The following is a 12,621-nucleotide window of genomic DNA, read 5'->3' on the forward strand; positions in this document are numbered from 1 at the left end:
ATGCCCAACATACCTTTTAGGCCATCAAACCCGCATCACTCCGCCAAATACCATCCAATGTCAGGATTTTTCCCGTAAGGGCTGCCTCTAAAAACTGCCTCGGCGGATCAATATAACTCCCCTCCAGCTTGACCCAGAAATCATACCCCCTGGGAGAAAAGGACTTCGAGGCAAGCCCCCCCTTCTCCCCCAGGGAGAAGGGGCTGGGGGATGAGGGCCAATCCAATGCCCAACATACCCTTTAGGCCATCAAACCCGCATCACTCCGCCAAACTACCATCCAACGCCAGAGTTTTTCCCGTCAGAGCCGCCTCTAAAAACTGCCTCGGCGGATCAATATAACTCCCTTCCAGCTTGACCCGGAAATCATAATGTTCCCCCGAACCCAGGCCGCTATTGCCAGAAAGGGCAATTACCTCACCGCTAGTAAACGTACCCGAACGGCATTCATTCTCCAATAGGTGTAGGGACTGAAACACCAGCTGGGGAAAGGACTCCGTCGTTTGGTTCGCCACCCAGCCGCCACCATCCACATCCCACCAGCAGTCCACTGTAATTTTGTCCCCCGTTACTCCCACCCCATAGATGGGGGTGCCCGACGGGGTGGCCACATCCACCCCGTTGTGGGGCACATTGACGGCTCCGGTCACCGGGTGGACCGGGCGAATGCGCATGTGGTCAGTCACTTCATAGCCTGCGATCGCATCGCCGGTGGTGACGGTAATGGCCTGGTCTAGGTCCAGGGAAGCTTTCTTAGAACCGGATAGTCGTAGATCCAACACGTAGAGAATCGGCAGCACAATTAAGGAGGCGCAGACTGCTGTTAGAACAACTTTTGGCAGTCGTAATAGGGGGGCTAACAGCTGGGCGGGCTGAGGTTTTGATTTGGGGTGGATGGTTGCGGTTGCGGTTCGTCCATTGGTATACCCGCTGGTTGGTTTAGCGGGGCCTTCATCGGCTGAGTCCAATGGCCAGGCTGTCACGGTCTGGGGTGTCGATGATGGCGCGCCATAGGTGTCAAACGTGCCTGGGGCGTCACTGAGGGGTGGTCCCACTTCATCGGCGATGACAATGGCCAGTTCGCCATTGCCTAGTTTTTCGAGTAGTTCGGAAATGCTGCCACAGCCTGCTGCTTGGGCTGCCGCCTTGGAACCATGCCAGGCCTGTGCGGATACGGTGACGGTGCAGCGGCGTTTGGTGGGGATGGCGGTGGGTGGGGTGTCATTCACGGGCAGGCGGGGATAGGGAGGCAGGGGGAAAGACGGAAGGCGGAAGGGAGCAGTGTGTCGGCTGGTGGCTGAATTTTGATTCTGATGCTCATTTTCTGCACCCTATCCTACTGGAATCCTGCCGGAAGGCAAGGAAAATTCATTGTCTTCCTAGTGCCCAGTCCCCCAGTGCCCAGCCCCCTAGCCCAGTCCCCTAGCCCCCCTAGTGCCCAGTCTCTGGCAGGGGCTTGATTCAGAGGCTCTGCCTCGTTCTTTACCCGGCTCTGCCGCCCATCCCCTCGACCTGTGGGGATGGGCGGCAGAGCCGCAGAGTAGGCTGCCCAGTCGGAGTCTGGGAACCAGGGGATGGGCACCAAAAATCGAGGCGCTAACGCGCCAAAGAGGGGAAAGAGAAGAAGGGCAAAGGGGAAAAGAGCAAGAGGACAGAGCGCTACTACAGAGTCCACGAGGAAACGCAAACAACTCGAAAACCAACATCGGAGTTCCTGCCATCGCGCGCGAACCTAAGGCGAAAGGCCGAGCGGCAGTAGACCGGATCGTAGCTCCAGGAACCGCCCCGCAGCAGCCTCCTTGCAGTGTCATCTGTAGATAACCAGGCCTTTCCATCAGTAGGCGCTTCATCGTAACTCTCGTGCCAGTGGTCTAAGCACCACTCCCAGACATTACCGTGCATGTCATAGAGGCCAAACCCATTAGCAGGGAAGCTGCCTACATCGGTCGTCTGTTCTCGATATTCACCTTTGGGACCAGAACCATAGGTGTATGTACCGTTATAGTTAGCTAGCTCGGGGGTTATGGTTGCTCCAAAATGGAATGGCGTGGTCGTTCCTGCTCGACAGGCATATTCCCACTCAGCTTCACTGGGCAGACGATACTCTCGACCCGTATGTACTGAAAGACGCTTACAAAACTCAACTGCATCATCCCAATCAACTTGCTCAACCGGACGATCATCGCCTTTGAAGTTGGCGGGATCAGGCTCTAGATCACGGTCTATCTTGGATAATGCGGCAACCGCCTTCCATTGGGCTTGAGTGACTTCGTATTGGCCCATCAAAAATGGCTGAACCGTCACCGAGTGTTGGGGCCTCTCAACATCCGCCCCTTCCCCATCAGGGGAACCCATTAGAAACGGGCCCCCCTGAATCGGAACCAGGCCTAAGGTGATATCGCCAACACTCTCTTCAAAAACGTAAGTATCTTTTGGTTCGTCACTTACCGTTTCTCCTTTTTCGTTAACGGTAACGACCTGAATACTCGTTTGCTGAAAATCTGTAGGCGTAAGAGGTGGTGCAGTAGGCGTAAAGTCTGACGTACTAGAACCCACCTGATATAAGGCTCTCCCCAACAAAACCGTACCAATGCCACCGCCTGTAAAACCCAGAATTTGAATTAGTTTTCGACGACTGATTCGATCACCCAGAGTATAGGGTGATGTTGTGCTTGGCGGCGACGAGGAAACCTGGCGCTGAGGCTGACGGGACGATATCGCCGACTGTTTAGGCTGAGATGGAGGGGGCACCGCAGGCTGTGGAGAAGGCGGCTGTGAACGAACCTGAGGCTCTGTTGTTTTAGGTGTAGCCCCCGGCTGTGGTGGTTTTGTAGGTGACGAAGGCGATGATGGCGCAGGCTGAGCAGCGCGTGGGGTTATTGACGTGGGCTCAGGGGCTTGAGGTTGCTTTGGCGGGGTTTCTGGAGAACTCGGTGCAGCGGTAGCGCCTCCCCGAGACAAGCGTTCAATCCCGGCAATTGCCACTGGATCGCCAGGAGACACCATCAAAACACGAATCCAGAGCTGCCTGGCTGTTTTGCTATCACGCTCAACTTCAGCGGTCAGCGCATCATTTTTAAGTGCAACAACGTCTGTCAGCGTTGCCTGACCCGGCAGTAAAATTAAATGGTTCTTACTGGGCGGCTCAATCACACCGTAGGGCGTTTGGGCCACCCGCTTATACTGCCGGGTCAGCTGGGGCACGTAGTAGCGTAGACGCTGATACAAGCGCTCGACGGTGGCACAGTTGCCCTCGCCCTGCAGCCGCAGACTGTCTATTAAAACATGGGTAAAGACTCCATGCTCCAGCTCCTGGATTTCGTAGGAGGATTCTTCAGGACTACAGGAAAATAGGGTAATCACCCCCTGCTGTTTTTCCTCCCCGATCCCCACGGCTCCACGTCGCCCTTCATAGCTCCGGCAAGCATCAATTAGCAAAATGACATTATCAGCTCCGCTACGACGCAGCTGCTCGCTAATGTAGTGGATCGGAATCGCTGACCCAGCCAGGTCGCCGCGATCACCATCCATCGGCATCAAATAATCTCGGTTCTGCTCGCGGATGCCGTGGCCGGCGAAAAAGCACCACAGGTTATCACCTTCTCGCAAAAACGGTTGCTCAAACCGTGTGCGAAAGAACCGCTTCAATGTGTTGCCTGTGGGAACCGCATCCAGATCGGGGCCGAAGTCCTGGGGGATAGGGGAAGCATCTTCAGCAAAATGATAAACTCGCTCAAACTTAAGTTCATCAGCAAAAAACTGACGAACCGATTCCGCATCCCGCTTTGCATAGTTCAGCCGTTGCAGATAGCGATAGTCATTTATACCAATCGTGATCGCCCAGTTTCTGGCCATGGGTGGTCGGGGTTAACCGATAGGAACGCTTAAATTTTGAAGCTAGAACGGGAAAAGGGCAAGCATACGCAGCCGCATCACGTTTCTGGACGCACAAATTTCAGGGTAATACCCCCAGAATTGCCGAGCTTACCGCCGTTACCCACCAGGCTGAGCTGACCTTCGGCGTTGATCTCTACCGAAAGTTCGACTTCATTGAGTTGTAAGCCGGTGTTGGTAGTTGCCTCGTCAAACAGGTCATTCACCACAGAAAGCATCCCTTGCATTTGGGTCTTCAGCGCCTGGGCATCTAGGGGGACACGCTTACGGGTCAATTTTTGAGTGAGGGCGTCCATCGGGCTTCGTTTGGGGGATTCACCCCAACCGCCACCTCTATCTGTACTGCCATCCCGTCTACCTTCGGTGGGGGTGGCGGCTTCCGTTTCTTGGACTTCGGCAATGATATAAAGCTGTGGTTCATCAGCCATTGGCTCAGGACTCCTATCGCTAGTAAAACGGGGGGGATAGTTAACTGTTCAAGGCTAGCTTACAGGCTCAGTGTAGAAGATACGGAAAAAATAATATGGGAAGAGATCAGGAAAGACTATTAGATGGTGTAATACCAAATGCGAGTATAGTCACGCTGCTTCAAAAATGGATCATCCTGTAGGGGCTGCGCCTTGTGCGTTCGACTGCGCTCACGCCAAAGTCCAGCCCTTCGATATCAGGGGCTATCAGTCAGAATTTTCTGTCAAAGAAGAAGAGATGGCGGAATCAGGCGACGGAGCCTTAGAGGGCAAATCGGTCCCAATAGTGTTAATCAGACCACTGGCGTATTCGTAGCGACGCGGCTGCACCAGCTCAAAATCCAACAGTAAGCGGGTCTGATAACGCAGGATATCTAGGCTAGAATTAATCGCCTTGAGTCGATTGAGCTTGTCGTGGGAGTAGCGGGCCTGCACAAGATCCTCAAGTAGGCTGTAAAGTCCAGTAATCATCCGATCTCCCAAGGTAAAGCGGTAATCGCGAGGCAGACGATGAAGGATCGGCACATACCATTTGATCAGGTCGTAGGTTTTTTGAATGATGGGCAGGTCTTCCATAGGTCAAAAAAATCGAGGCGTTACCACGCCAAATAGGGGAAAAGAGCAAGAAGGGCAAAGGGGAAAAGAGCAAGAGGACAGAGAGCTACTACAGAGTCCACGAGGAAACGCAAACAACTCGAAAACCAACACCGTTGAGCCCGTCACCGCGCGCGTGCCTAAGGCGAGAGGCCGAGCGGCAGAAGTCCGGAGTGTAGTACCAGGAACCGCCCCGCAGCAGCCTCTTTGTATTGTCATCATCAGATAACCAGGCACTCCCATCCGTAGGCGCTCCATCGTAATTCTCATGCCAGTGGTCTAAACACCATTCCCAGACATTGCCATGCATGTCATACAGGCCAAAGGCATTAGGAGGAAAACTACCTACCAGGGAAGTTTGACCACTAAACATCGTCACTAAAGCCATACCGAAATTCGATTTGCATTGAGCTATTTTAGGAGTAAGTTTGTCGCCAAAATAAAAGGCTGTCGTAGTCCCAGCTCGGCAAGCATATTCCCACTCAGCTTCACTGGGCAAACGATAGTCCCGACCTGTCTTTTTCGATAAGCGCTTACAAAACTCCACAGCATCATCCCAAACAACTTGTTCAACCGGACGATCATCGCCTTTGAAGTTGGCAAGATCAGGATCTAGATCACGGTCTATCTTGGATAATGCTGCAACCGCCTTCCATTGGGTCTGGGTCACTGGGTACTTGCCCATCAGGAAGGAAGAAACCGTCACCGAATGCTGGGGTCTTTCATCCGCATTACCCTGGCCAGTTGGTGAGCCCATCTGAAACGTGCCACCAGGTATCATCACCAAGTCTAAACTGACACCCTGACCCAGATCTGCTCGACGGTATTCAGCCTTTTTTTGCTCACGATGGGTGATGTTGCCCTGGCCATCAACCCTAACCACCTCAAAGTCAAAGGTAGATGCTTTTTTAGGAGGCGGTCCGTCAGGTACCTTAGGTTGCTCTAGTCGCTCCACGCGGTTCTTTGGTGGGACTGGTGGCGGCACTTGGGATGGAGGCTTTGCCACTGAGTCAGCAATACTCCGACTGCCTGCCGTCGTCGGTGATGAGGGCGCAGCGGTAGACGACTGCTGCGCACGATTTAACGCAATTCTCTGTAAGGCTTCAATGGCATCCTGGTCTACCATAGAAGCGGCCAGCACTCTCACCCAAAGCTGCTGAGCAAAGTCAAACTCATTTTTAGTTTCCGCCCGAAATGCCGCATTTTTAAGTGCCTCGACATCTTCTAAACGGGCGCGCTGGGGCAGCAAAATCAGGCAGTTTTTTGAGAGGGGCTCCACAGCGGTATAGGGAGTCTGGATCGGCTTGCCGTGACGTTGACTCAGGCGAGGAACCTCATATCGCAGATATTGATCCAAACGCTGGACCGTAGCGCGGCTGTTAGCCCCTTGCAGACGAAATCCTTCCAGCAATACATGGGTAAAGACTCCATGCTCCAGGTCTTCAATCTCGTAGGATGACTCACGAGGACTACAGGCATAAATCGTCACTATCCCCGGCTGTTCGTCGGTGCCCAAACCCACTGACCCACGTCGCCCCTGACTCCGACAGGCATCCAGCAGTAGCATAGTATTGTCCGCCCCAGAGTTCCGCAGAGCAGCGGTAATATCGCTAATGCGCAGGGCCGTTTCTTCCACATTGCCAGGATCTACATCAATCGGCATCAAGTAATCATGCCCTTCATGCAGCTCACCATGGCCAGCAAAGAAAAACCAAAAATTATCCCCCACATTCAAAAAGGATGTTTGAAACCGTTCACGAAAAAAGCGCTTGAGGTTGGCATAGGTGGGCAATGACCGCAGTGCGCCTTTGGGAGTCTCAATGGCAGGAGAATTATCAGAAAAGTAAAAAACCTGCTCAAAGTTGACCTCTTCCAGGAAAAAATCGCGCATGGAGACAGCATCCTGCACTGCATAGTTCAGCGGCTTGAGGTTGTAGTAAGCGTTGATACCGATGCAGATAGCCCAGTTTTTACTCATAGATCAGCGATTTTCAGGGGCGCATTTAGTTTAAACCAGGAAATTGTTGTGGATCGGGATTTTTTAAGGACATAGAGCCTCCGTCAGAAATCAGGAGTCTGCCTTTTACCCCCTTGCTCCTAGCAATATCCCCACCCATAGCCCCACAGAGTATAGAATAATGCCGTCCTGCATCAGCACCCGCCGTGAACCCCACCGCAGATATCCAGGCATTAATCCGCGAAATCCCCGACTTTCCCAAGCCCGGCATCCTCTTCAGCGACATTACCACCCTGCTGCAAAACGCCGACGGCCTCAAAGCCAGCATTGACCTTATGGCAGAGCAGATCATGCCCTACCAACCCAACTGCATCGTCGGCATCGAATCCCGAGGCTTTATCTTTGGCATGCCCCTCGCCTACAAACTAGGCCTCAGCTTTATCCCCGTTCGCAAACCGGGCAAATTACCCGCCGCCGTCCATCAAGTATCCTACGACCTAGAATATGGTCAAGACAGCCTTGAAGTACACCAGGATGCCCTCAATGCCAGCCATCGACCCATGATCATAGACGACCTGCTCGCCACTGGCGGCACTGCCGCTGCCGCCGCCCAATTGATCGAGCAAACCGGCGCAACTATTGCAGGCTTTAGCTTTTTAATCGAACTCAAGGACTTAAACGGTCGCCAAAAGCTGCCCGCTGATATCCCCATAGCCACGCTACTGTCATACTGATGGGGGGCATACCCTGCGCCCCTACAAAGACCGACGACGATGAAATTCTGCACTAGACTCCTTTTTTTGCCCGCCAATGACTGCAGAGCCTACTTCCACCCAAACCCGTTCTCCTTGGCAGACAGTGCAGATAGCCCTCACCAGTGAGACCACTCTCTATGTGGTCAAGCGCATTCTGCAGGCATTGCTCACCCTATTGCTGGCATCGGCCCTGAGCTTTTTGATCATTCAGCTAGCCCCCGGTGACTTTCTCGATGCCCAACGGCAAAATCCCCAGGTTTCCCCCGAAACCATCCTGCAGTTTGAGGAGCAGTTTGGCCTTAATAAATCTATTTGGGAGCAGTATTTTCGGTGGCTCTACCAGGTGGTGACTAAACTCAACTTTGGTGAGAGTTTTGCCTACCAACGCCCAGCGGTAGAAATTTTAGCTGAGCGCATTCCCAATACCCTCCTGCTATCGATTGCGTCCATTGTCGTCACCTGGGCCATTGCCATCCCTTTGGGCATCATGGGCGCAGTGAACCATAATAAATTTAGCGATCGCATCCTACGAGTACTCAGCTACATCGGCCAAGGCTTCCCCGCCCTGATCACCGGCCTACTGCTATTATTCTTCGCCCAGCTCACCACCCCCCTCTTTCCCGTCGGTGGCCGCACCAGCATCAACCACGATGACCTTAACTGGCTCGGTAAAGTGCTGGATGTAGGCTGGCATATGATCTTGCCCACCTTAGCCCTAAGCATCACCAGCTTTGCCGGACTGCAGCGCCTAATGCGGGGTCAAATGCTGGACGTCCTGCGCCAGGACTACATCCGCACCGCCCGCGCCAAGGGACTGCCCGAAGACCGGGTGATTTATACCCACGCCCTGCGCAATGCGATTAATCCATTAATTACCCTATTAGGGTTTGAATTTGCCAGTTTACTTAGCGGGGCCTTTATTACTGAATACTTCTTTGGCTGGCCAGGATTGGGCCGCTTAACCCTCCAGGCGGTGCAATCCCAAGACTTATATTTGATTATGGCCAGCCTCATGATGGGAGCCACCATGCTGATCATCGGTAACCTCCTCGCCGACCTGGCCCTATCTTTTGTGGACCCACGCATTAAACTCTCAAAAATGAACTAGACCCATGCAGCTACGTTCCTACAGCGGTCTTTTGGTCGGGTTCATTGTCTTTGGCATTGTGATTTGGTTGGCCCATCGCGTCCATGGGGAGTTAGACGATCCAGGCTTTGCCCAAACGGTGCTGATCGGCGTCAGCGGCTGGGCAGGTGGCTGGCTGATTGGGTTCCTCGTGTCCCCCAACACCAGCAACGAACTCAAAAATCTATCCCAGGCCACATCCACCATTACCGCCTTCATCACCGGGTTCACCATGGCCAAAATAGAACCGTCATTTACGCCAATTTTTGCCAATGGTCAGCTGATCAACGAGCCGATCTACGGCATCCGCGTATTGATCTTCATCGTTTGCTTTGTGGTGGCCGCTATTAATATGTATGTGTTTCGTGAGTTTAACGGTCGCTATTAATGTCTAGACGGGATATCCCATGAGAAAGAGTTCGTCAATGATTGTTATTCCCCACGACAAAGATATTGTTGTAGCAGTTGATGAGGACGGAGTAGTCTAATTCATTAGTTCTAACCCTGATAGTCATCCTGAACCCAAAAACTTAGATCAGTTAAGCTTCACAACAGGACTGTAAGCAATTAGGGCCTTTGCTCTTAGCGTAGGGATAGAGCAATTTACACCCTATGTTTACTAAATCTTACTATCTACTGCGCTCCACCCAGGATGGCCAATATCTAGCCGCTAAGCCCCGCAATACCGAAAATCCTAAGGGATTTTTGATGCTGTTTAATGAAGACTATGAAGCCCTCAGCTACGTCAACCAGCATGCGGCAGAAGTGGCCAACCGCTTTGCCGTGGAGTCCATCAGTGGGCCTCAGCTGAAGCAAATGTTAGATCGTTGGGGCTACGCAGGGATTGGTGTAGTCAAAGATCCCCTCGTACCCGAAGTGGAGTTTTTGATAATGCAATAAGGGTCTAGACAGGTCTTAATCCATCCAGCATAGGCATCCTCCAGAATAATGTATCCCTGGCGGCCAAGCTGTGTCCAAAACCGCCCCGATATTCAAGGGCAACCGTCAGAGATTGTCCCTATAGGATGGCTCCTGATGACGTGCGTCATAGCCTTTAATTCTCCAATTTTTCCGCCAGTTCCATCCAGCGCTCCGTTGCGGTCTCAATTTCGGTGTTTAGCTGCGCCAATCGTTGGGAGAGGGCCTGCATTTCGTTATAGTCGCTGGGGGGATTAACGTAGAGTTGTTTTTCTAGGGTCTCTTTTTCTGCTTCTAACTGGGGAATTTTCTCTTCTAATGATGCATGTTCGCGCTTTTCTTTATAGGAGACTTTTTGGCTGTTGCCAGAGTTCTGGGTTTTGGTTTTTGAGGTTTGAGTTTTCTGGGCTTTGGCTGCCACTTCTTGTTTCAGCTTTTCTTCCTGTTCAGCAATTTCTTTATAGTCTAGGTAAACCGAGTAGTTGCCTGGATACTGTTTGAGTTTGCCTAACCCTTCAAAGGCAAATATGGTTTCAACGGTGCGGTCCAGGAAATATCGATCGTGGGAAACGACGATTACACAGCCGTTAAAACTTTCTAGATAGTCTTCTAGGATCCCCAGGGTTTGCACATCTAAATCGTTGGTGGGCTCATCCAAAATTAATACATTGGGGGCCTGCATCAGCACCCGTAATAGAAACAGTCGGCGGCGTTCACCGCCGGAGAGTTTGTGGATCGGCGAATATTGCTGATCCGGGGGGAAGAGAAACCGTTCCAGCATTTTGGAGGCAGTGATCACGGTGCCATCGGCGGTGGTGACTAGCTCCGCTACATCTTTGAGATAATCAATTACCCGCTGGTCTTGGTTGAGGTTCACATCGTCGGAATATTGGTCAAAATAGCCAATGTGGATGGTGGTGCCAATGTCAACGGTGCCGGAGTCGGGCTGCTCTCGACCGGTGATGATGTTCATCAGGGTGGATTTGCCCGCCCCATTGGGGCCGATAATGCCAATGCGGTCCTCTGGGGTGAATAGGTAGGAAAAGTTTTGGATGAGGGTGCGACCGTCGTATCCCTTGGTGACGTTTTCTAATTCGACGACTTTTTTGCCAATGCGACGACCGGCGGTGGTGATGTCCACATTGCCGTGGGCCTGTTTAAATTCTTTGTTTTGCATATCGCGGATGCGATCGATGCGGGCCCTTTGTTTTGTGCTGCGGGCCTTGGCCCCGCGCTGGAGCCACTTGAGTTCGCGCCGCAGGACGCCGGCATGTTTTTTCTGACTGCTGGTGGAGGCGTCTTCCTGGGCGGCTTTTTTTTCTAGGTAGTAGCTGTAGTTGCCGCTGTAGGGGTACAGGTCACCCCGGTCGATTTCGAGGATGCGGGTGGTGACTTGGTCGAGGAAGTAGCGATCGTGGGTGATCAGGAACAGGGCCCCTTGATAGCGGCTGAGGTAGTCTTGGAGCCATTCCACCGATAGGGCGTCTAGGTGGTTGGTGGGCTCATCCATCAGGATTAGGTCGGGTTCTGACAGCAGGGCGGTTGCGATCGCAACCCGTTTCCGATATCCCCCCGACAATGTGCCAATTTTGACCGTAAAGTCCTCAATCCCCAGCTTAGTCAGCACCACCTTAGCCTGGGTTTCTAGCTCCCACGCATTGGCCTGGTCAATCTGCTGCGACACCCGCGATAGCATCGCCATCAGTTGGTCCGTATCCCCCGTAGCCTCCGCCAACCGAGCCGAAATTAGCTCATACTCCCGCACTAGGGCCATGCCATCGCCACTATCGGCAAACACCTGCTCTAGCACCGTCAGCTCCTCGTCCAGTTCCGGTTGCTGGGGCAGATAGACAATTTTGCTGCTGGCATTTTTCCAGATTTCACCACTGTCGATGGGCTCCAGCCCCGCGATCATCTTCAGCAGCGTCGATTTTCCCGAACCGTTGGTGCCAATCAGCCCAACCCGATCCCCTTCCTCAATGCTGAAGCTGCCCTCACGCAAAATTTCCTTAATGCCAAAATCCTTACTTATGTCCCTTAGAGCCAGCAGAGTCATGGGTTAATGCAAAACATCCGTAGCTAGTGTAACGTGGGTAGCTACTCCATGAGTTTGGATCTGCACCAACGGGTTTAGTCGTAAAAAATTGTAGCCCGCATGTCTCCCTGCCAGGCCTGCATCCTAAAAAATGACCGTTAATAAATTTAGAAAAGGCTGCCAGCATAACTCTTAACACTATAAAAAGCTTAAGGCTTCATATTTTATGAAGTTGAGTATGGTAGCAAGAGGTTTATGGTACCTCATCTGTGAAACCTGCTTTCCTGGGCAAGAATTTAAGAATTGATGCTTTACTTTTCAGTACTGAAGGTTGAGGGTCAACTGTGCTCAGTCTTTTTTGCTTGCCCATTATTTAGTGTATGACTTGAAAGTCACTTAAACTGTTCTTTCAAGTCCTGACGGTTGTTGCATCACCATGTTTTTAAACTTACATCGACTGAAACCACGGCATCATCTGCACCATGGAAAATCCAAGCAGGTATATCTTTCAGTCTATGAACTACCAATTTACGACTAAAGTCTAAGCATAGACCGTAAACCCACAACCCCAAGCGCATGACTTGAAACCCCTAGTTCAATCCTAGGCCTAAAGTGCTGCAGCCAGAGCTATGGCTCCAACTCCCGAGATATTTAACCAAGCTTTATAGGCCTAGTGATTTTCTCCTAAGCCTTAAATTTTCATTCCCAATCCCCTGCATCAGGATAATTCCATCCCATTGAGAAAAATCGGCACTGGTTCCGCCAGGTGGGTCAGCGTAAAGGCATGTTGTATATACGATAGACGATAATAGGTTCAGCAAAAGCTGATCTAATCTGGGTGGTGTTATGGATCTATTTTCTCATCCGTGTCCTTG

10 protein-coding genes are annotated in these 12,621 nt (G+C 52.0%); 4 read left to right on the forward strand and 6 right to left on the reverse strand.

The genetic code is table 11. The features are described from left to right. Window positions 1-260: 260 nt before the first annotated feature. The 5 genes from VB741_RS23245 to VB741_RS23265 all read right to left on the reverse strand — a co-directional run bounded on the left by VB741_RS23245 (window position 261) and on the right by VB741_RS23265 (window position 6,933). A complete protein-coding gene (locus tag VB741_RS23245) occupies window positions 261-1,229 on the reverse strand; it encodes a M23 family metallopeptidase (RefSeq protein WP_323367606.1) in 969 nt (322 codons plus the stop codon). 433 nt (window positions 1,230-1,662) lie between these two features. Next, complete coding sequence (locus tag VB741_RS23250) at window positions 1,663-3,855, reverse strand: SUMF1/EgtB/PvdO family nonheme iron enzyme (RefSeq protein WP_323367607.1); 2,193 nt, start codon at window positions 3,853-3,855, stop codon at window positions 1,663-1,665. Between the two features lie 77 nt (window positions 3,856-3,932). Continuing rightward, on the reverse strand, window positions 3,933-4,322 hold the full coding sequence (locus tag VB741_RS23255; RefSeq protein WP_323367608.1) for a Pepco domain-containing protein: 390 nt from the start codon (window positions 4,320-4,322) through the stop codon (window positions 3,933-3,935). Window positions 4,323-4,568: 246 nt separating this feature from the next. Then, window positions 4,569-4,937 carry a diversity-generating retroelement protein Avd gene (gene avd / locus VB741_RS23260; protein WP_323367609.1) on the reverse strand — a complete coding sequence of 123 codons (369 nt, stop codon included), beginning with the start codon at window positions 4,935-4,937 and terminating at the stop codon, window positions 4,569-4,571. Window positions 4,938-5,025: 88 nt separating this feature from the next. Next, the gene (locus VB741_RS23265; RefSeq protein ID WP_323367610.1) at window positions 5,026-6,933 is read right to left on the reverse strand and encodes an SUMF1/EgtB/PvdO family nonheme iron enzyme; all 1,908 of its coding nucleotides are present in this window, start codon (window positions 6,931-6,933) and stop codon (window positions 5,026-5,028) included. Window positions 6,934-7,118: 185 nt separating this feature from the next. On the opposite strand from VB741_RS23265, the gene VB741_RS23270 reads away from it, so the two are divergent. The 4 genes from VB741_RS23270 (at window position 7,119) to VB741_RS23285 (ending at window position 9,693) form a co-directional block, all read left to right on the forward strand. After that, window positions 7,119-7,646, forward strand: a complete 528-nt coding sequence (locus VB741_RS23270) for an adenine phosphoribosyltransferase (RefSeq protein ID WP_323367611.1) — start codon at window positions 7,119-7,121, stop codon at window positions 7,644-7,646. 76 nt (window positions 7,647-7,722) lie between these two features. Next, window positions 7,723-8,775 (forward strand): ABC transporter permease, encoded by a 1,053-nt coding sequence (locus tag VB741_RS23275; RefSeq protein ID WP_323367612.1) that lies wholly within the window; start codon window positions 7,723-7,725, stop codon window positions 8,773-8,775. 4 nt (window positions 8,776-8,779) lie between these two features. After that, window positions 8,780-9,181: a hypothetical protein gene (locus tag VB741_RS23280; protein WP_323367613.1), complete on the forward strand. Its 402-nt coding sequence runs from the start codon at window positions 8,780-8,782 to the stop codon at window positions 9,179-9,181. Between the two features lie 224 nt (window positions 9,182-9,405). After that, window positions 9,406-9,693 (forward strand): hypothetical protein, encoded by a 288-nt coding sequence (locus VB741_RS23285; RefSeq protein WP_323367614.1) that lies wholly within the window; start codon window positions 9,406-9,408, stop codon window positions 9,691-9,693. 154 nt (window positions 9,694-9,847) lie between these two features. Here the strand turns inward: VB741_RS23285 and VB741_RS23290 are convergent, their stop codons facing one another. Continuing rightward, entirely contained in the window at window positions 9,848-11,767 is a 1,920-nt protein-coding gene (locus tag VB741_RS23290; protein ID WP_323367615.1) for an ABC transporter ATP-binding protein, read from the reverse strand. Between the last annotated feature and the right edge of the window lie 854 nt (window positions 11,768-12,621).

Origin of the sequence: Leptothoe sp. PORK10 BA2 (assembly GCF_034932105.1) — a bacterium.
Taxonomy (GTDB): Bacteria; Cyanobacteriota; Cyanobacteriia; order Phormidesmidales; family Phormidesmidaceae; genus Leptothoe.